We start from the raw sequence: 20,227 nt of genomic DNA, 5'->3' as shown, positions 1-20,227 counted from the left end.
GCGCGGGTCGCGCGTCGTCAGGAACCCGGACCGACACGTGCGGATCGGCGGACCAGCGGATCAGCGGGTGCGGCGGAGCAGCGCCATGAACATGGCATCGGTGCCGTGCCGGTGCGGCCACAGCTGCCCGTGGTCACCCCGCGCGATGTCCGGTACCTCGGGGAAGAGCGGGGCCACCGGCAGCACCTCGACGTCGTCACGCCGCGCCGCCCGCTCCACCACGTCGGTGGTCTCGGCGGTGTGCGGCGAGCAGGTCACGTAGGCGACGACGCCCCCCACACGGGCCGATCGCAGCGCGCTGTCCAGCAGCCGGGTCTGCAGCTCGGCCAGCGGAGCGACGTCGTCGGCCGTCCGTCGCCAGCGCACCTCCGGGCGCCGACGGAGCGCGCCCAGACCGGTGCAAGGTGCGTCCAGGAGCACCCGGTCGAACGAGCCGGGCGCCCACGGCGGCTGCGTGCCGTCGGCGGCCAGCACCTCGGTGTCCTGCTCGTCGCCCAGCGTCTGGCGAACCAGCTCCGCGCGGTGCGGCGCCCGGTCGGCGGCGGTGAGACGCACACCCTCGGGGCGCGTCGCGGCCAGCAGTCCGGCCTTGCCCCCCGGACCGGCGCACATGTCCAGCCACGCCGTCTCCCGGCCCTCGATCGGCGCACGGAGGAGCAGCAGTGCGGCGAGCTGGCTGCCCTCGTCCTGCACGGCCGCGCGGCCGGACCGCACCGACGCCAGCCGGCCGGGGTCTCCCCCGCCCAGCCGGACGGCGTACGGCGACCAGGGGCCGGGCTCGCCCCCCGACTCGGCCACCAGCTCACCGCGGTCCATGCGCCGTGCCACGAGGTGCACCTCCGGCGCGGCGAAGTCGGCCAGCAGCGCCGACTCCAGGTCGTCGTCCCCGCCGAGCGCGTCCCGCCAGGCGTCGACGATCCACCGCGGGTGATCGGTGGCCAGCGCCAGTCGCTCGTCGCCCTCGGCCCCCAGGGCCTCGAGCCACGCGGCTCGGTCCCCGCCGGCGGCCACCTTGCGCAGCACCGCGTTGACCAGGCCCGAGGCGCCGGTACCGACGATCCCGCGGGTGAGGTCCACCGTGGTGTCGACGGCCGCGTGCGAGGGCACCCGCAGGTCGATCAGCTGATAGGCGCCCAGCCGGAGCAGGTCCAGCACCCGCGGGTCGAGCTCGGCCAGCGGGCGGGACACCAGCCCGGTCAGGATCGCGTCGAGCGTGCCCTGCGCACGAAGCGCGCCGTAGGCCAGCTGGGTGGCGAAGCCGGCGTCCCGCGGGTCGAGCTGCCGCTCGCGCAGCAGCTGCGGCAGGAGCAGGTTGGCGAACGCCTCCCGGGAGGTGACGGCGTCGAGGACGTCGTAGGCGGTCAGCCGGGCACCGTCGAGGACCGGACGCCGCGTCGCGGGATGCCGGCGCCGGCCCTGGCCGCCCTTCCGGGGTGCGGGGGTCACTCGCCCCCCAGCCGCTCGCCCGGCGCCGGTCGCGCGCCGCGGGCCCAGTCGGCGGCGGGGATCATCCGCTTGCCCGCCGGCTGCACGAGGTCCAGCAGCACGCCACCGCTCCCCGTCCCGACGTAGACCTTGCCGGAGTCGACCAGCACCTCGCCGGCGGCCGGCGACGGGCCGCCGGGCAGCGGCGAGACCGGCCCCAGCCGCAAGCGCTCCCCCCGCCACGTCGTCCACGCCCCGGGCGCCGGCGTCACGCCGCGGACCCGCCGGTCGACGACGTGCGCGGGCAGCGCCCAGTCGACGCGGGCGTCGGCGGCCTCGACCTTCGGTGCCAGGCTGATGCCGTCGGCCGGCTGCGGCCGTGGCTCGACCACGCCGGCGGCGATGCCGTCCAGCGTGGCCACGAGCAGGCCGGCGCCGCTGCGGGCCAGCCGGTCGAGCAGGTCTCCCGCGGTGTCGCGGGGCCCGATGGCCTCGGTGAGGGTGCCGAACACCGGACCGGTGTCCAGCCCCGCCTCCAGGAGGAAGGTGGACGCCCCGGTGACCTCGTCGCCGGCCATGATCGCGTGCTGCACGGGTGCCGCGCCGCGCCAGGCGGGCAGCAGGGAGAAGTGCAGGTTGACCCAGCCGTGCCGCGGCAGGTCCAGGGCGGCCTGCGGCACCAGCGCGCCGTAGGCGACGACCGGCGCGCAGTCGACGGCGAGGTCGGCCAGCTGCTGGAGGAACTCCGGCTCCCGCGGTGACCGCGGCTGCAGCACCGGGATGCCCGCCACGTCGGCGCGCTCGGCCACCGGGGAACGGCTCACCTTCCGGCCACGGCCGGAGCGGGCATCGGGACGGGTGAGCACGGCGACGACCTCGTGGTCGGACGCCAGCAGCGCCTCCAGCGAGGGCAGGGCGGGGGCCGGGGTGCCGGCGAACAGCAGCCTCAATGCGGACTGACCTTCACGACCGGGGCCGGGACGGGCAGGTAGGCGCCCATGCCGGCCCCCGCGGCTTCGGCGATCTCGCCCAGCGCCGCCGCCCGGGCCACCTCGTCGAGCCGGTCGACGAACAGGACGCCGTCGAGGTGGTCCGTCTCGTGCTGGATGGCGCGGGCCAGCAGTTCCGACCCTTCGACGCGGACGGGGTCGCCGTGCAGGTTCCAGCCGGAGGCGACCACGTGCAGGTGCCGGCGGCAGTCGTACCGCAGGCCGGGGATGGACAGGCACCCCTCGGGCCCGTCCTGCTCCTCCTCCCCCACCGCAGCGACGTCGGGGTTCACCAGGTGGCCGACCTCGCCGTCCACGTACCAGGTGAAGACGCGCAGCGCGACGCCGATCTGCGGCGCGGCCAGACCAGCGCCACCGGCGGCCAGCATGGTGTCGGTCAGGTCGGTGACGAGCTGTCCGAGCTCCCTGTCGAAGTCGACGACCGGCGCCGCCGGCCGGTGCAGCACCGGGTCGCCGTACAGCCGGATCGGGGTCACGCTCACCCGTCGATCGTAGGCGGGCCGCCGGCCCGCCTCCCGCCAGCGCGGCCCGGACGGCCGCGGCCACGTGCAACGCCGTCGTCGGAAAGGTTGGGACGTCGACGTCGTCCGGCCCGATGAGCAGCTCGATCTCGGTGCAGCCGAGCACCACGCCCTGGGCCCCGCGGGCGACCAGCCGGTCGACCACCTCCCGGTAGGCCCCCCGGGACTCGTCCCGGACGACTCCGCGGACGAGCTCCTCGTAGATGACCCGGTGCACCAGCTCCCGGTCCGCCGCGCCCGGGACGAGCACCTCCAGGCCGGCAGCGGCCAGCCGGTCCACCATGAACGGCTGCTCCATCGTGTAGCGCGTGCCCAGCAGGCCGACGCGGGTGAGCCCCGCGTCGGTGACCGCCTCGGCGGTGCTGTCCCCGATGTGGAGGAACGGCACGTCGACCGCGTCCGCCACCGCGCCGGCCACGGTGTGCATCGTGTTGGTGCAGAGGACGACCACATCGGCTCCGGCTGCCTGCAGCGCGCGGGCGTCGGCCGCCAGCAGAGCGCCCGCCTCGATCCACCTCCCCGCCGCCTGGAGCCGTTCGATCTCGGCGAAGTCCACCGACAGCAGGATGCAGCGCGCCGAGTGCAGCCCGCCCAGCCGCTCGCGCACGGACTCGTTGAGCAGCCGGTAGTACAGCGCGCTGCTCTCCCAGCTCATCCCGCCCAGCAGGCCGATCGTCTTCACGCGGGTCCTCACACCAGGTCGAGCGGGTCGAGCTGCACCCGCACGTGCTCGGGAGTCTTCTTCGCACTCCGTACGCCCTGCACCTCTGCCAGCGCGTGCGCCAGGGCAGCCCCCTCGGTGCGCGGCACCCGCACCAGGTAGCGCTCCCGCTCACCGTCCTGGCCGGGCCGGGGTCGCTCCGGCACAGGGCCGAGCAGGTCGGCGTCGGCGGGCAGCCGGGCGGCCGCGAGGAACTCGGCCAGCGCGGCCGGCGACCCGACCAGCGACGCCATCCGGGTGACGGGCGGGAAGCCGAGCTCCCGCCGGTCGGCCAGCTCGCGCTCGGCCAGCCAGGCCGGATCCCAGCGCACCAGCGCCTGGACGACGGGATGCGCGGCGTCGGCGGCCACGACGACCAGCCCTCCGGCGGACGCCGGACGCACGAGGGCGGCAGCGTTCGTCCACCGGCGCAGGGTCTCCTCCCCCGCGCGCAGGTCAGCGCGGCCCAGCAGCGCCCACGAGTCCAGCAGGAGCGCGGCGCCGTAGCCGCCGTCGGCCACGGGTTCGGCGCCGGGGGTGGCCACGACCAGCGCGGGGCCGGCCGGAACGGAGGCGAGCACGCCGGAGGTGCTTCCTGAGGTCCGGACGGTCGTGCCCGCGAAGGCGCGGGCCAGCTCCTCGGCGGTGCGCGACTCCCCCACCACCGCGGCGCGCAGCTTCGTCCCGTGGCAGTGCGGGCAGTCGAAGGTGGCCGCCGGGCGGGCGCACCAGCGGCAGGCCGGGATCCGGGCTCCACCCGGGCCCGGCCGCGGCGAGATGCCCAGCGGTCCCGCGCACTGCCCGCAGCGGGCGGGCGCCCGGCAGCGGGCGCAGGACAGGGACGGCACGTATCCCCGGCGCGGCACCTGCACGAGCACGGGCGCGCCGGCGGCCAGCGCCTTGCGGGCCGCCTCGTACGCCAGCGACGGAAGGCGGGCGGTGCGGGCGGCCGGGTCGCGGGCCAGTTCGAAGTCGTCCCCGAGCGCCTGCACGCGGGGCGCCGCGCTCCGCAGCACCGCACGGTCGGCGACGAGCTCGTGCGCCCACCCCGACTCGACCAGCAGCGCGGCCTCGGCGGTGCGCGTGGTGCCGGCGACCACCGCGGCGCAGGAGTCCAGCCAGGCGCGCTGGACGAGCACGTCGCGGGCGTGCGGGTAGGGCGCGTGGTCGTCGGAGTGCAGGTCGTCGCCGTCGTCCCAGACGATCACCAGTCCCAGGTCCCGGACCGGCGCGAACATCGCTGCCCGGGTGCCCAGCACGACCTGCGCGGCCCCCCGCGAGGCGGCCAGGAAGCGGCGGTAGCGCTTCTCGGGCGAGTCGTCGGCACGCAGCACGGTGAACGAGTCGGCGGGCAGCAGCCGCTCGGCCGCCGCCGTGAGCCGGTCGAGGTCCTTGCCGTCGGGCACGACCACCAGGGCGCCGCGCCGGCCGGAGAGCGCGGCGCGGCACAGCTCGACGAGCCGGGTGGGCCAGTCCTCGCCGGGCAGGGCGGTCCACACCGCCCGCCCGGGACGACCCTCGGCCAGCGCGGTCAGCAGCGCCGGCCCGGCCTGGTACCGGGCGAATCCGGCGGGGTCCGGCGGACCGGGTAGCTCACCGGGCGTCGGCGAGAGCCGCTTCTCCGCGGCGGCCCGGCGCGGCGGCAGGGCGAGGCGGAGGACGTCGCTCGCGGTGCCCGCGTACCGGTCGGCGACGGCCCGCACCAGACGGGCGACCTGCGGCGTGAGCACCGGTTCCCCGGAGGGCACGTGCGAGAGCAGCTGCAGGGTGCCGGTGAAGTCGGTGGTGTCGCCCAGCTCCCAGACCACGCCGTCGACCAGCCGGCCGTGGAACCGGACCCGCACCCGGCAGCCGGCCTGCACGGTGCCGGCGAACTTCTCCGGCACCGCGTAGTCGAACGGCCGGTCGAGGTGGGCCAGCGGGACATCGACGACGACCCGGGCGACCTGCACCGGACCAGTCTCCCCGCTCCCACCGACAGTCCCGCGGCCCCGTCCCGGATCCGGCCCCGAGCCCGCGGCGGACGAGCCCGTTACACCCCTACGGCGGAGCGCAGCGCCTCGATGCGGTCGAGGCGCTCCCACGGCAGGTCGAGGTCGGCGCGGCCGAAGTGCCCGTAGGCGGCGGTGGGCCGGTAGATGGGCCGCAGCAGGTCGAGGTCGCGCACGATCGCACCCGGCCGGAGGTCGAACACCGAGGTGATCGCCTTCTCCAGGACCTCGTCGGCGACCGTGCCGGTGCCGAACGTCTCCACGAACAGGCCGACCGGGTGGGCGGCGCCGATCGCGTAGGCCACCTGGACCTCGCAGCGGCGGGCCAGGCCGGCCGCGACGACGTTCTTGGCCACCCAGCGCATGGCGTACGCGCCGGAGCGGTCGACCTTCGACGGGTCCTTGCCGGAGAACGCGCCGCCACCGTGCCGGGCCATGCCGCCGTAGGTGTCGACGATGATCTTGCGGCCGGTGAGGCCGGCATCCCCCATGGGGCCGCCGATGACGAACTTGCCGGTCGGGTTCACCAGCAGCCGGTGGCCGGTGGTGGGCAGGCCCAGCGCCGCGAGCTCCGGCTCGACGACGAGTTCCTCGATGTCGGGGGTCAGCAGCGTCTCGATCGAGATGTCCTCGGCGTGCTGCGAGGAGACGACCACCGTGTCGACGGCGACCGGCCGGTCGTCCTCGTAGACGACGGTGACCTGGGTCTTGCCGTCGGGCCGCAGGTAGGGCACCGAGCCGTCCTTGCGCACCGCCGACAGCCGGCGGGACAGCCGGTGCGCCAGCGCGATGGGCAGCGGCATCAGCTCGGGGGTCTCGTCGCTGGCGTAGCCGAACATCAGGCCCTGGTCGCCGGCACCCTGGCGCTCGATCGCGTCGTCGGGACTGGCGCCCGTGCGGGCCTCGTACCCGGTGTCGACGCCCTGGGCGATGTCCGGCGACTGGGCGCCGATCGACACGCTGACGCCGCACGAGGCGCCGTCGAAGCCCTTGCGCGAGGAGTCGTAGCCGATGCCGAGGACGGTCTCCCGGACGATCGCCGGGATGTCGACGTAGCCGGCGGTGGTCACCTCACCGGCGATGTGCACCTGGCCGGTGGTGATGAGGGTCTCGACCGCGACCCGGCTGCGCGGGTCCTCGGTGAGCATCGCGTCCAGGATCGAGTCGCTGATCTGGTCGGCGATCTTGTCCGGGTGGCCCTCGGTGACCGACTCGGAGGTGAAGAGACGGCGTGGCACTCGGAACTCCCTGGGACGGTGGGTGGGTGAGCGGTGGCCGGGTGGCGGCAGCGCGACGGTGGACGACGGGGTGCTGCGCGACGTCCGTGCGGAGCACCTGGGTGCACGTTACCGGCGGGCTCCGGCGGACGGCACCGCGGCGTCCGTCATGCGCCGGCCGGCGGGGCCAGCCGGGCGCTCACGGCGGTCCAGATGCCGGCGGCCACGGCGTCCTTGCTGCCGTGCGGCACCTCGGTGTCCGGGCCCTCGGCACCGAGCACGACGACGGCGTTGTCGGCTCGGCCGAACACCTGCCCGGCCGAGACGTCGTTGACGACCAGCAGGTCGCAGCCCTTGCGGGCCAGCTTGGCGCGGGCATGGGTGAGCACGTCGGCGTCGTCGTCGCCGGTCTCGGCGGCGAAGCCCACGACCAGTTGACCGGGCGGCCGCTTCGTCACCAGCTCGGCCAGCACGTCGGAGTTGCGGGCGAGCTCGATCGCGCTCGGCTCGCTGGCCGCGCCCTTCTTCAGCTTGGTGGCGGCGACGCTGACCGGCCGGAAGTCGGCGACCGCGGCGCTCATCACCACGACGTCGGCGACCGCCTCCCCTGCCCCTGCCTCGGCGAGCATGGCGGCCCGCAGCTCCTCGGCCGTCCCCACCGGGGCGACGCGGACGCCGAAGGGCGCCGGTAGCTCCACGTTCGCCGCCACCAGCACCACCTCGGCCCCGCGGGCGGCGGCGACCCGCGCCAGCGCCCACCCCTGCTTGCCCGAGGAGCGGTTCCCCAGGTAGCGCACCGGGTCCAGCGGTTCGCGTGTTCCGCCGGCGCTGATCACCACCCGCCGCCCGGTGAGGTCGCTCGGCAGCGCCGCGGCACCCCCGGCGAGCACGACGCCGGCCAGCGCGGCGATGTCGGCGGGCTCCGGCAGCCGGCCGGGACCGGAGTCGGGTCCGGTCAGCCGGCCGATCGCCGGGGGCAGCACGACCGCCCCCCGCCGGCGCAGCGTGGCGACGTTGTCCTGGGTGGCCGGATGCAGCCACATCTCGGTGTGCATCGCCGGGACGAAGACCACCGGGCAGTGCGCGGTGAGCAGCGTGGCGGTGAGCAGGTCGTCCGCGCGCCCCGTGGCGGCCCGGGCCAGCAGGTCGGCGGTGGCCGGGGCGACGACGACGAGGTCGGCCTCCTGGCCGATCCGGACGTGCGCCACCTCCGGGACGTCGGACCACACGTCGGTGGTGACCGGGTTGCCCGACAGCGCCTCGAAGGTCGCGGCGCCGACGAAGTGCAGCGCCCCGGGCGTGGGGACGACGCGGACGTCGTGCCCTGCCTCGGTGAAGGCCCGCAGCAGCAGCGCCGCCTTGTAGGCGGCGACGCCACCACTGACGCCCAGGACGATCCGACTCATGCGGTCATCCTGCCGCAGACACGACGACGCCCCCGGTACGGACCGGGGGCGTCATCACAAAGCGGGTGCCCGCCGGCCGGCGGACGGGCGTTTCAGTTCTCGCCGGCGGTGTGGGCCAGCAGGCCCTCGTTGATCTCGCGCAGCGCGATCGACAGGGGCTTCTCCTGCGGCGCGGTGTCGACCAGCGGGCCGACGTACTCCAGCAGGCCCTCGGAGAGCTGGCTGTAGTAGGCGTTGATCTGGCGCGCGCGCTTGGCGGCGAAGATGACCAGCCCGTACTTGCTGCTGGTGCGCTCGAGGAGCTCGTCGATCGGCGGGTTGGTGATGCCCTCGGGGGCGGGTGCGACTCCGGACACGGGCGGGCGGGTCTCCTCGATCGTTCGGCGGGAGTGGGCGGCGGCCGGCCGGCCGGCCGCTCACTCGTGGGCGCTGCCGCCCGGACAGAGGCTGGGTGACGGCGCAGTCAGCAAGCCTACCAACTCGTCCGCAGCGCGGGCCACGTCGTCGTTGACGACGACCACGTCGAACTCCCCGGACGAGACGAGCTCGGCCTGCGCGATGGCCAGCCGGCGCTCCTGGACGGCCGCCGGCTCCGACCCGCGGCCGGCCAGCCGGCTGACCAGTTCCCCCCAGGAAGGCGGGGCGAGGAAGACCAGCTGCGCCTCCTGTGCCCGGGCCCGCACCTGCCGGGCGCCCTGCAGCTCGATCTCCAGCAGCGCCGGCCGGCCGGTGGCCAGCTGCGCCGCCACGGGAGCGACCGGGGTGCCGTAGCGGTTGCCGGCGTACTCGGCCCACTCCAGCAGCCCGTCGGTGGCGATCAGGCGATCGAACTCGGCGTCCTCGACGAAGTGGTAGTGGACGCCGTCGACCTCACCGACGCGAGGACGACGAGTGGTCACCGACACCGACACCCACACATCGGGGTGCCGCTGCCGGACCGCGGCGACCACGGTGCCCTTGCCCACCCCGGAGGGTCCGGAGAGCACGGTCAGCCGTGCCGATGTCGCTGCAGCCACTCGTCGTCCTCGCCCGGGTCGTCAGCGGTGCCGGCGGCTCCTCAGACGGCGCCGTCGACGGGGACCTGTTCGGCGACCACCTGGTCGCTGCCGAACTCGGCCTCCAGGGCCCGCCGCTGGTTGGCGCCCAGACCCCGCACGCGCCGCGTCGGGGAGATCTCCAGGCGTTCCATGATCTTCGCAGCCCGCGCCTTGCCGACTCCCGGCAGGGACTCCAGGACGGCGGAGACGCGCATCTTGCCGATCACTTCGTCGGTCTCGCCCTGCTTGAGGACGTCGCCGACCGTGGCGCCCTTGCTCTTGAGTCGCTCACGCAGTTCAGCACGCGCCTTGCGGGCTGCGGCCGCCTTCTCCAGGGCGGCGGCCCGCTGTTCCGGGGACAGGTCAGGCAGGGGCATGGTGCAACCCAATCGTGTCGTCGCCGGCCGTGCGAGGGCCGGCGCTCGTTCGGTACGTCGAGACGTGGTGCGCCTCGCGACCGAGCCTCTCGGTCACGGTGGTCCAGGGCAAATCCGCTGGTCACACACCCCCTGCGGGGCCGCACGCCGGACCCGGGGAGGCACCGTCACACTCAGGTGATCCGGCTGACCACTCCGCGTGATCGCCGCAGGTCAGAGTCGGTATGTAGACGGACCCGTTCCGTGGCCACACCTGCCTGCCCAGCTGCGGGAACCCGCCCCGACACGCCGACGAGACGACACGCCGACCGCTGGGCCGCGGGGCTCACGTCGTCCGATCCGCCTCAGCCGCAGGGCCCCGCCTCGGCCGGCCGTGGGCGCACGGCGACGACGGCCACGTCGTCCTGCCCGCCCTGCGGCACCATCCGGCCGAGCACCGCGTCGCAGAGGTCGTCGAGCCCGTCGCGCGCGTGGCGCTCCAGGATCTCCAGCAGCAGCGCCAGCCCGTCGTCGATGGTGTGGTCGCGGGCCTCGATCAGCCCGTCGGTGTAGAGCAGCAGGGTCGCGCCGGCCGGCACCGTGGTCTCCTCGGTGTGCCGCGCGCTGGTCGCATCCACCCCCAGCAGCAGGTCCGCCCGCCCCGTGCCGTAGTCGAGCAGCCGCGCCCGCCCGTCGGGGCCCAGCAGCGCCGGCGGCGGATGGCCGGCGTTCGACCAGCGCAGCACGGCCCCGCCGTCCTCCCGCGGTGACAGCTCGGCCAGGACGGCGGTCGCGATGGTGGACAGCTCGAGGCCGTCGACGGCCTCGTCGACGGCGGTGAGCACCTGCGCCGGCGTCCCGGCGGTGGTGAAGCCGATGCCGCGCACGAGTGATCGCAGCTGTCCCATGGCCGCCGCCGCACGGGTGTCGTGACCGACGACGTCGCCGATGACGACCGTGAGGTCGCCACGTCGCTGCCGGAAGGCGTCGTACCAGTCGCCCCCGACCTGCGCCTCCCGCGCGGCGGCCACGTAACGCACCGCGATGTCGGCGAAGGGCAGCTCCGGCGGCTCGGTCAGCAGGCTCTGCTGGAGCCCGGTGGCCACGTGGCGCTGTGCGGCGTAGAGCCGGGCGTTGTCCAGCGCGATCCCGGCCCGGCGCCCGATCTCGGTCGCCAGGGACATGTCGTCGCGCACGAAGCCCGGGCTGCCGGGGGCCCGTGCGAGCAGCAGCGAGCCCAGCACTCCACCCCGGCCGGGGACGGGGACGGCGAGCACGCTGCCCGTCCCCAGCTGGGTCACGAGCGACCGCAGGTCGGCGTCGGGCACCTGGTCGTCGAGGGTGGCCGGGGCGACGGCTGGGAACAGGACCGCTTCCCCGGCGGCCGCGCGCCGGCTGGCCTCGCTGCCGACCCCGCTACGCGCGATGAGGGCCTCGACGCGGCGGGCGACGGCCGCGAGGGAGGCATCACGGTGCCGGACGGCGAGGGCGGCGAGCTGGTCCCGCTCCGGACGGAACTGGATGCTCGTCCAGTCCGCCAGCGCGGGGACCAGCACGTCGGCCAGCCGGGACAGCGACTCGGCGACGTCCAGCGACCCGACGAGGGTCTCGGAGACGCGGGCGAGCAACTGGACCTGGGACGCGAGCCGGTCCCGCTCCCGCTCCGCCTGCCGGTGCGCGGTCACGTCGGTGGCGAGGAGGAGCACCACCGGCCGCCCGTCGTCGGTCTGGCTGCGCACGGCGGTCAGCTCGACGTCGACCCTCCCGGCGATCCGCACCTCGAGCGGAGCCGGCGCGGCATCCGCACCCCCAGCAGCCCCGGCCCCGGACACCAGCGGAGCCATGAAAGCGACCGCGCCGGGGATGACGGTGTCCACCGAACGGCCGGTGCGCGCCTCCCGCAGGTCGAGGAGGTGCTCGCCGCGACGGTTCCACCCCAGCAGCTCACCCGAGGGGGCGGCCACGAGCACCGCGATCGGCGCGTGCTCGAGCAGCGACCCGACGGCCGCCGGGATGGTGGGAGCACGGCCGTCGGCGGCAGCGGCACGGCGCACCACCGCGGCCAGGACGGCGGCGTGCCGGCGTCGGTCGCCCGTGGACCGCCGGAGCCGGTCCAGCTGCTCCACCAGGTCGTCCTCGGCGGCGGAGACGACCAGCAGGTCGAGGGGCACGCCGGGGGCGTAGGAGGCCTGCCCGCGGATGCCGGCGACGTCGTCGGTGAGCAGGGCGACGCCGGCGTCGGGCACCAGCCGGTGCACCCGCTGGACCAGCGCCAGGGGCGCGGTGGCCAGCGAGCCGATCACCACCAGGTCCACCGGCTCCGCAACGCCGGTCAGCCGGGCGTCCAGCTCGACCACCGAGGCGCTGTCCTGCCCCGGCAGCCTCCGCAGCAGCGCCGCCTCGGCCGCCGAGAGGTCGACGAGGAGGCAGCGGCCGGGTTCGCCGTGGCCGCTCACTCGCCCAGCAGCGGCAGGCCCAGCACGGCCCGGCCCGTCCACGTGCGCAGGATGTCGGTCGTCGGGCTCATGACGTCGGCCGCCCGGGCGTCGCGCAGGTGCCGCTCCAGCGGTGACCGGTCGCGGTAGCCGATGCCGCCCACCAGGGTCATGGCCTCGTTGGTCACCTCCACGGCGCACTGCGCCACCTCGGCCTTGGCCGACGTGAGCGCTGGGAGCGCCGTCGGGCCGCCGGAGTCGCCCTCCTCGGCGGCCCAGTGCACCAGGCGGCGGGTGCGCTCCACCTGCGCCCACAGCACCCCCAGCCGGTGCTGCAGGATCGGCTCACCGGCCAGTCGTCGCCCGGTGTGCGCGTGCGCCCGGCGGGACAGGTGGCCGGTCGCCTCGTCCAGCGAGGCCTGCGCCACGCCCACGTACGTGCCCGCCATGGCCATCAGGAAGTAGGGCGCCACGACCTCGAAGACGTACCAGATCTGGTCGCCCTCGGCACCGAGCAGGTGGTCGGGCCCCAGTACGACGTCGTCCAGGCGCAGGCCCCGGGAGGAGTTGCCCCGCATCCCGATGCCGGTCCACTCGCCGCCCCACGTCAGGCCGTCGGCCCCCGCCGGCACCACGACGCAGGAGAACTGCCCCATGGGCGCCTCGGGATCGGCCGCCACGGTGCTGAGGACGTAGGAGTCGGCGTGCGAGCCGTTGGTGATGAACGACTTCTCACCGGTGATCCGCAGCCCCGCCGCATCGCGCGTCATCCGGGTCTGCGGCAGCCAGAACTGGGCACCGGTGCCCGGCTCGGACACGGCCAGGGTGGTCAGGTGCTCCCCTGCCACGATCGCGCCGAGGAACTCCGTGCGCTGCCGTTCGGTCGGCTTCGCGGCGAGCACCGCGGTGGCCACGCAGTGCATCCCGAAGCAGAGCGCGGTCGAGGCGCACACCCGGCCCAGCACCTCGCACACCGCCGCGACGCCGCGCAGTCCGAGACCCGCTCCGCCGACCGAGCGGGGCGCGGCCAGGCCACCGAGCCCGGCGGCCTGCAGGGCCCGGATCGCCTCGGCCGGCCAGACGCCCGAGTCGGTGCGGTCCGCGAGCGGACCCGCGACCGTCTGCGCCACCTCGTCGGCACGGGCCACGGCGTCCGCCACGCTCGTCGGCCCCGTCGTCGTCACGATGGCCCAGCATAGGGGCCCGGAAACGGGTCTTGCCCCACGCCGGTCGGGTGGTCAGTCGGTCGTGGGCGTCGCACGCCGACCGGACCGGCGGCGGCTCACGTCGCCAGCGCCTCCGCCCAGCGCGCGGCGGCCGTCCGCAGCGCGGCCGGGTCGGGGCCGGCGCCGAGGACGTCGCGGGAGACGGTCGCGACGACGGCCGTGCCCGCGCCGAACAGTCGGCGCAGATCACTCACCGAGCCGCCCTGCGCGCCGAGACCGGGGGCGAGGACCGGCCCACCGAGACCGTCGAGGTCGACGTCGAGCGCGTCCAGCGTGGCACCCACGACGACGCCGAACGACCCCGTGGACGGGCCCCACCCGCTGCGGGCGTCCACGGACGGCGCCAGGGCCGTCGGCGGATCGCCGACGAACCCGTCCGCGGCGTTCCAGCCGCGGACCGTGTCGACGACGACCTGCGCGACCGACCGCTGACGGGCCCCGTCGGACAGCACGGCGTGCTGGAAGGCGCCCGCATCCGGGTTCGAGGTGCGGGCCAGGACGAACAGGCCCCCGCCGAACCTCGTCGCGGTGCTGACGGCGGGCCGCAGCGACTCCGGCCCGAGATAGGGGCTGACGGTCATGGCGTCCACCTGCATCGGGTGGTCGCTGCGCAGGTAGTCGGCGTAGGCGGCCATGGTCGAGCCGATGTCGCCACGCTTGGCGTCCAGCAGCACGAGGGCGCCCGCCTCGTGGGCCCTCACCACCGCGTCCTCGAGCACCGCCAGCCCGCGCGAGCCGAACCGTTCGTAGAAGGCCAGCTGCGGCTTCAGCACGGCCACCGATCCGGCGAGCGCGTCGACCACCGCATCGGTGAAGCGGCGCAGCCCGTCGACGTCGTCACCGACGCCCCAGTCGAGGAGGAGCTCCCGGTGCGGGTCGATGCCCACGCACAGCGGGCCCCGCTCGGCGACCGCGGCCGCCAGGCGCTGCCCGAAGGGGACGATCACGAGTCCTCCTCGCTGACGCTCGTCGAACCCGCGCCCGGCGGTGCTGTGCCCATGCGTGACCTCGCAAGCTCGGTCACGGGACCTCCACGGCACGCGGCAGGGTTTCCCCCAGCGCGGCGATGCAGCGCCGGGCGAGGAACGGATCGGCGAACGCTCCGGAGGCCGATTGCACGGCGTCGGCGCCGAGGGCGAACAGCGCCTCGAACGACGCCGGGTCGGTGACGCCGCCCATCGCGAGGACGTCGAAGTGCACGCCGCCGGCCGCGCGGAGAGCGACCAGCCGCCGGGTGAAGTCGAGCGCGGAGTCGCGCACGGCGACGCCGGACAGCCCGGCCAGCTCGCGGCCGGGAAAGGTGGGTGCGCCGTCGCTGCGGCGGACCCGGCTCTGCAGGGTGTTGATCCCGGCGATGCCGTCGACCAGCGGCGCCAGGCGCGGGACGAGCGCGGCCAGCTGCTGCTCGTCGAGCCAGGACAGCTTGGCGACCACCCCGGTGCGGTCGTCCAGCGCCCGCCGCACGGCCTCCACCACGGCCACGGTCGCGTCGGCGTCCAGGCACAGCGGGGGTTTCACCCCGCCCGCGGAGGCGCTGAGCGTGTTCGGGCACGACAGGTTCAGCTCGATCACCGGGGCACCGGCCTCCTCCGCCATCCGTGCGGTGCGGCAGAAGTCGTCGACCAGGTCGGTGCCGTTCCCCTCGCCCATGACGCTCACCAGGAGCAGCCCGTCCTCGCCGGCCGCGACCAGCGAGCGCTCCAGGTCACCCAGCCACTCCTCCGGCGCCGGCGAGGGGACCCCGAACGAGTTCACCGTGCTCACCTCCGGCGTCCCCGGCGCCACCCAGTCCCACGGGTCGGAGACCACGTCGGCCACCGCACCGGGCGGCAGGCTCGCGGTCTCCCGGGGCGCGAACGTCCAGTTCGGCTGCTCGTTCGGCGGGTGCTCGCGACCGCGGACGGTCTTGTAGGTGAGCACGGACCAGCCGTTGGCCACGTTGTGCCGCACCCACGCCTCGCTGCCGTTGAGCACGCAGGCCGGTACGCCGATCGGGAAGCCGACCGAGCGGCCGAGCACCCGCCAGCGCCGTCCGTCCGCCGTCGGTCGCTCGGGCAGCCGCGGACCCAGCGGGCGGGCGAGGTTCTCCCGGAAGCCGCCGAGGACGTCGTACCCGGGCACCGGCAGGCCCGCCCCGGCGAGCACGTCGGCGTGCCCGGCGAAGTACAGCACCCGGGTGAGCAGCGGCAGGTCGCCATCCCCGGCGTTCCCGCCGGCCAGCCGGGCCGCCAGTCCGTCGGCTGCCGTCGCGAGCGAGTCGAGCTCCGGCTGCGGCGGCCGGGCGAACCGGGTGACGCCGGCGACGAAGGCCGCCGGCAGGTCCGCCAGGAGGCCCCGGGCGGCCAGGTCCGCTCCCAGCCCCCGGACGGTGTCCTGCGCCGACGCCACGGTCACGCCGGGGTGCCGGCGAACGTGCTGGGCCCCCCGTGCGTGCCGCCGGCCAGCGCCGCGTGCACCTCCTGCAGGCTGCGGACGCCGACGTCCCCGCGCCGCAGCGCCTCGATCCCCTGGACGGCGGCGGCGAGGCCCTGCACCGTGGTGATGCACGGGATGCCGGAGCTCACCGCGGCGGTCCGGATCTCGTACCCGTCCAGCCGGGGGCCGCTGTTCCCCGGTGAGCCGAACGGCGTGTTGACCACCATGTCGACGTCCCCGGCGAGGATCGCCTCGACGACGTTCCCCGGCCCCTCGCTGAACTTGCCGACCATCTCGCAGACGACCCCGTGGCGACGCAGCACCTGCGCGGTGCCGGCGGTGGCGAGCACCCGGAAGCCGAGGTCGGCCAGCCGCTTGACCGGGAAGACCGCCGAGCGCTTGTCCCGGTTGGCCAGCGACACGAACACCGTGCCCTCGACCGGCAGCGAGCCGTAGGCCGCCGCCTGCGACTTGGCGAACGCGGTGCCGAACTCGTCGTCCAGCCCCATGACCTCGCCGGTGCTCTTCATCTCCGGGGAGAGGACGGTGTCGACGCCGTGACCCTCGACGGTGCGGAAGCGGTGGAAGGGCAGGACCGCCTCCTTCACCGCGATCGGCGCGTCCGCGGGCAGGTCGGTCCCGTCGCCGGTCGCGGGCAGCACGCCGGCCCCGCGCAGGCCGGCGATCGTCTCCCCGACGGCGATGCGGGCCGCGGCCTTGGCCAGCTGCACCGCCGTCGCCTTGGAGACGAACGGCACCGTCCGGCTGGCCCGCGGGTTCGCCTCGATGACGTAGAGGATGTCGTCCTTGATCGCGTACTGGACGTTCACCAGGCCCCGCACGCCGATCCGCCCGGCCAGCTTCTCGGTGGCGGCGCGGATCTTCAGCAGGTCCGCCGAGCCCAGCGTGATCGGCGGCAGGGCGCAGGCGGAGTCACCGGAGTGGATGCCGGCCTCCTCGATGTGCTCCATGACGCCGCCGAGGTACAGCTCCGTGCCGTCGTAGAGCGCGTCGACGTCGATCTCCACCGCGTCCTCGAGGAACCGGTCGACCAGCACCGGGTGGGCGACGCTGACGTCGGTGGCCTTGGCGATGTAGGCCTCGAGCGTGGCGTCGTCGTAGACGATCTCCATGCCGCGGCCACCGAGCACGTAGGACGGCCGGACCAGCACCGGGTAGCCGATGCCTGCGGCGATCTCCTGCGCCTCGGCGTACGTGGTCGCCGTCCCGTGCTTGGGCGCCAGCAGGCCGGTGTCGGCGAGCACGCGGGAGAAGGCCCCCCGGTGCTCGGCGTCGTCGATCGCCTCCGGCGAGGTGCCCAGCACCGGCACGCCGGCGTCCTTGAGCCGCTGGGCCAGGCCCAGCGGGGTCTGCCCGCCGAGGGTGCAGATGACCCCGGCGACCGGACCGGCCGCGCGCTCGGCCTCGACCACCTCGAGGACGTCCTCGAAGGTCAGCGGCTCGAAGTACAGCCGGTCGGCGGTGTCGTAGTCGGTGGAGACGGTCTCCGGGTTGCAGTTGACCATCACCGCCTCGTAGCCGGCGTCCTGCAGCGCCATCACCGCGTGCACGCACGAGTAGTCGAACTCGATCCCCTGCCCGATCCGGTTGGGTCCCGAGCCCAGGATCAGCACCGCCGGCCTCTCGCGGGGTTGCACCTCGGTCTCCTCGTCGTAGGACGAGTAGTGGTAGGGCGTGCGCGCGGCGAACTCCGCGGCGCAGGTGTCGACGGTCTTGTAGACCGGCCGTACCCCCAGCCGCCAGCGCAGCGTGCGGACGCCGTCCTCCCCGGCCAGCTCCGGCCGCAGCGCCGCGATCTGCCGGTCGGACAGCCCGTGCCGCTTGGCCCGCCGGAGCAGCGGCTCGGTCAGCGACGGCGCCTCCTGCACGGCCTCGCCCACCTCGCGGACCAGGGCGATCTGGTCGACGAACCATGGATCGAAATCACTTGCCGCCGCTACGTCTTCGACCGTCGCGCCGGTGGCGAGGGCTTGCTCGGCCAGGTACAGCCGGCCGTCGACCGGGGTGCGCAGCGCCTCCAGCAGCTCCTCGGCCGACCGGGTCTCCACTTCCCCGGTCCAGAAGCCGGCCACCTTCGTCTCGGTGGAACGCATGGCCTTGCCGAGCGCCTCGGTGAAGTTGCGGCCCATGGCCATGACCTCGCCGACGCTCTTCATCGTCGTGGTGAGCCGCGGGTCGGCGCCGGGGAACTTCTCGAAGGCGAACCGCGGGATCTTCACCACGACGTAGTCCAGGGTCGGCTCGAACGCCGCGGGGGTGACGCCGGTGATGTCGTTGGTGATCTCGTCGAGCGTGTAGCCGATGGCCAGCTTCGCGGCGATCTTGGCGATCGGGAAGCCGGTGGCCTTCGACGCCAGCGCGCTGGACCGGGAGACCCGGGGGTTCATCTCGATGACGACCAGCCGCCCGGTCCCGGGGTGGACGGCGAACTGGATGTTGCAGCCGCCGGTGTCGACGCCCACCTCGCGCAGCACCGCGATCCCGACGTCGCGCATCCGCTGGTACTCGACGTCGGTCAGCGTCATCGCCGGGGCGACGGTCACCGAGTCGCCGGTGTGCACGCCCATCGCGTCGATGTTCTCGATCGAGCAGATGACGACCACGTTGTCGCCGCGGTCGCGCATCAGCTCCAGCTCGTACTCCTTCCAGCCCAGCACCGACTCCTCGATGAGGACGGTGTGCACCGGGGAGTCGGCCAGCCCGTGGGCGGCCATGCGGCGCAGCATCGACTCGTCGGTGGCGATGCCGGAACCCAACCCGCCCATGGTGAAGCTGGGGCGGATGACGACCGGGTAGCCGACCTCCTCGGCGGTGGCGAGCGCCTCGTCGACGGTCCCGCAGACCGTGGAGCGCGGGGCGTCGGCGCCGATGGACCGGACGATGTCCTTGAACAGCTGCCGGTCCTCGCCGCGGTTGATCGCGTCGACGTCGGCGCCGATGAGCTGGACGCCGTACTTCTCCAGGACGCCGTTCTCGTACAGCCCGATGGCGATGTTGAGCGCCGTCTGACCGCCGAGCGTGGCCAGCAGCGCGTCCGGGCGCTCCTTGGCGATGACCTTCTCGACGAACTCCGGCGTCAGCGGCTCGATGTAGGTGGCGTCGGCGATCTCCGGGTCGGTCATGATCGTGGCCGGGTTGCTGTTGACCAGGCTGACCCGCAGGCCCTCGGCGCGCAGCACCCGGCAGGCCTGGGTGCCGGAGTAGTCGAACTCCGCGGCCTGCCCGATCAGGATCGGCCCCGAGCCGATCACCAGCACGTGCTCGATGTCGGTGCGCTTGGGCATCAGATCTTCTCCCCGGTGCTGTCCTGGACCTGCGGTGCCGGTCCACCGGCGTGCGCGTCCCCGCGGCGAGCCGATTCCATGAGGTCGACGAACCGCTGGAACAGTGGCGCGGCGTCGTGCGGCCCGGCCGCCGACTCCGGGTGGAACTGCACGCTGAACGCGGGCGCCTCCAGGCAGCGCAGCCCCTCGACGACGTCGTCGTTGAGCCCGACGTGGCTGACCTCGACCTGGCCGTAGGGCGTGTCGGTGGGCCGGTCCAGCGGGGCGTCGACGGCGAAGCCGTGGTTGTGGCTGGTCACCCGCACCGTGCCGCTCACCCGGTCGAGCACCGGCTGGTTGAGGCCGCGGTGGCCGAAGCGCAGCTTGTAGGTGCCCAGGCCCAGCGCGCGGCCGAGGATCTGGTTGCCGAAGCAGATGCCGAACAGCGGCCGGCGGGCGTCGAGCACGCCCTGCACCGCGGCGACGGCGTAGTCGGCGGCGGCCGGGTCGCCCGGGCCGTTGGAGAGGAAGACGCCGTCCGGGCCGGCGGCGAGCAGCTCCTCGGCGGTGGCCGTCGAGGGCAGCACGTGCGTCTCGACGCCGAGGGCGGCCAGGTGCCGCGGCGTGGCGGTCTTGATGCCCAGGTCCAGGGCGGCGATGGTGAACCGCTTCTCCCCCACCGCCGGGACGACGTAGGGCTGCTGCGTGCTCACCGTCGGCGCCAGGTCGGCCCCGGTCATGCGCTCGGCGGCGGTGACCCTGACCAGCAGTGCGTCGGCGTCCAGCTCGCTGCTGATCCCGGCCCGCATCGCGCCGCGGTCGCGCAGGTGCCGGGTGAGCGCGCGGGTGTCGATGCCGCTGACGCCGACGACTCCGTGGGCCCTGAGCTCCTCGTCGAGGGTGCCGGTCGCCCGCCAGTTGGCCGGGCGGCGGGCGGGGTCGCGGACGACGAAGCCGGCCACCCACATGCGGCGGCTCTCGTCGTCCTCGTCGTTGACGCCGGTGTTGCCGATGTGCGGCGCCGTCATGGCCACGATCTGACCGGCGTAGCTGGGGTCGGTCAGCGTCTCCTGGTAGCCGGTCATCCCGGTGGCGAAGACCGCCTCCCCGACCGTCGTCCCGGTCGCACCGTAGGCATCGCCCCGGAACGTCCTGCCGTCCTCGAGCACGAGGATCGCGCCGGTCACCGGGCCACCCCGCTCTC

General features: G+C 74.9%; 15 protein-coding genes and 1 pseudogene. All 16 read right to left on the bottom strand.

All coding sequences use genetic code 11. The features are described 5' to 3' along the window. Positions 1-60: 60 nt before the first annotated feature. Positions 61-1,446 (bottom strand): RsmB/NOP family class I SAM-dependent RNA methyltransferase, encoded by a 1,386-nt coding sequence (locus BLASA_RS10780; RefSeq protein WP_014376163.1) that lies wholly within the window; start codon positions 1,444-1,446, stop codon positions 61-63. Then, positions 1,443-2,375: a methionyl-tRNA formyltransferase gene (gene fmt, locus BLASA_RS10775; RefSeq protein WP_014376162.1), complete on the bottom strand. Its 933-nt coding sequence runs from the start codon at positions 2,373-2,375 to the stop codon at positions 1,443-1,445. Before fmt ends, BLASA_RS10780 begins: the two co-directional genes overlap by 4 nt. Further along, positions 2,372-2,917: a peptide deformylase gene (gene def, locus BLASA_RS10770; RefSeq protein WP_014376161.1), complete on the bottom strand. Its 546-nt coding sequence runs from the start codon at positions 2,915-2,917 to the stop codon at positions 2,372-2,374. Before def ends, fmt begins: the two co-directional genes overlap by 4 nt. A 43-nt stretch (positions 2,918-2,960) precedes the next feature. After that, positions 2,961-3,638 (bottom strand): annotated as a pseudogene (locus BLASA_RS24220) (aspartate/glutamate racemase family protein); the annotation flags it as partial. Between the two features lie 8 nt (positions 3,639-3,646). Continuing rightward, positions 3,647-5,608, bottom strand: a complete 1,962-nt coding sequence (locus tag BLASA_RS10760) for a primosomal protein N' (protein WP_014376160.1) — start codon at positions 5,606-5,608, stop codon at positions 3,647-3,649. Between the two features lie 80 nt (positions 5,609-5,688). Continuing rightward, positions 5,689-6,885, bottom strand: a complete 1,197-nt coding sequence (gene metK / locus BLASA_RS10755; protein ID WP_014376159.1) for a methionine adenosyltransferase — start codon at positions 6,883-6,885, stop codon at positions 5,689-5,691. 146 nt (positions 6,886-7,031) lie between these two features. After that, a complete protein-coding gene (gene coaBC / locus BLASA_RS10750) occupies positions 7,032-8,270 on the bottom strand; it encodes a bifunctional phosphopantothenoylcysteine decarboxylase/phosphopantothenate--cysteine ligase CoaBC (RefSeq protein WP_014376158.1) in 1,239 nt (412 codons plus the stop codon). Between the two features lie 92 nt (positions 8,271-8,362). Further along, positions 8,363-8,626 (bottom strand): DNA-directed RNA polymerase subunit omega, encoded by a 264-nt coding sequence (gene rpoZ / locus BLASA_RS10745; protein ID WP_014376157.1) that lies wholly within the window; start codon positions 8,624-8,626, stop codon positions 8,363-8,365. A gap of 60 nt (positions 8,627-8,686) precedes the next feature. Continuing rightward, on the bottom strand, positions 8,687-9,286 hold the full coding sequence (gmk, locus tag BLASA_RS10740) for a guanylate kinase (RefSeq protein WP_014376156.1): 600 nt from the start codon (positions 9,284-9,286) through the stop codon (positions 8,687-8,689). A 41-nt stretch (positions 9,287-9,327) separates the two neighbouring features. After that, positions 9,328-9,684 (bottom strand): integration host factor, actinobacterial type, encoded by a 357-nt coding sequence (gene mihF, locus BLASA_RS10735; RefSeq protein ID WP_014376155.1) that lies wholly within the window; start codon positions 9,682-9,684, stop codon positions 9,328-9,330. A 344-nt stretch (positions 9,685-10,028) separates the two neighbouring features. Further along, entirely contained in the window at positions 10,029-12,119 is a 2,091-nt protein-coding gene (locus tag BLASA_RS23445; RefSeq protein WP_014376154.1) for a GAF domain-containing SpoIIE family protein phosphatase, read from the bottom strand. Further along, positions 12,116-13,282, bottom strand: coding sequence for an acyl-CoA dehydrogenase family protein (locus BLASA_RS10725; protein WP_014376153.1), 1,167 nt, complete (start codon positions 13,280-13,282; stop codon positions 12,116-12,118). Before BLASA_RS10725 ends, BLASA_RS23445 begins: the two co-directional genes overlap by 4 nt. Positions 13,283-13,380: 98 nt before the next feature. Then, the gene (gene pyrF / locus BLASA_RS10720) at positions 13,381-14,271 is read right to left on the bottom strand and encodes an orotidine-5'-phosphate decarboxylase (RefSeq protein ID WP_014376152.1); all 891 of its coding nucleotides are present in this window, start codon (positions 14,269-14,271) and stop codon (positions 13,381-13,383) included. 73 nt (positions 14,272-14,344) lie between these two features. After that, positions 14,345-15,718, bottom strand: coding sequence for a dihydroorotate oxidase (locus BLASA_RS10715; RefSeq protein WP_014376151.1), 1,374 nt, complete (start codon positions 15,716-15,718; stop codon positions 14,345-14,347). Then, on the bottom strand, positions 15,715-19,044 hold the full coding sequence (gene carB / locus BLASA_RS10710; protein ID WP_014376150.1) for a carbamoyl-phosphate synthase large subunit: 3,330 nt from the start codon (positions 19,042-19,044) through the stop codon (positions 15,715-15,717). The genes BLASA_RS10715 and carB overlap by 4 nt, the downstream gene beginning before the upstream one ends. After that, positions 19,044-20,210 carry a glutamine-hydrolyzing carbamoyl-phosphate synthase small subunit gene (carA, locus tag BLASA_RS10705; protein WP_014376149.1) on the bottom strand — a complete coding sequence of 389 codons (1,167 nt, stop codon included), beginning with the start codon at positions 20,208-20,210 and terminating at the stop codon, positions 19,044-19,046. Before carA ends, carB begins: the two co-directional genes overlap by 1 nt. Between the last annotated feature and the right edge of the window lie 17 nt (positions 20,211-20,227).

The organism is Blastococcus saxobsidens DD2 (genome assembly GCF_000284015.1).
Classification (GTDB): Bacteria; Actinomycetota; Actinomycetes; order Mycobacteriales; family Geodermatophilaceae; genus Blastococcus; species Blastococcus saxobsidens_A.
The sequence above is the reverse complement of the archived record's forward strand: the minus strand, read 5'-3'. Positions and strand labels throughout refer to the sequence as shown.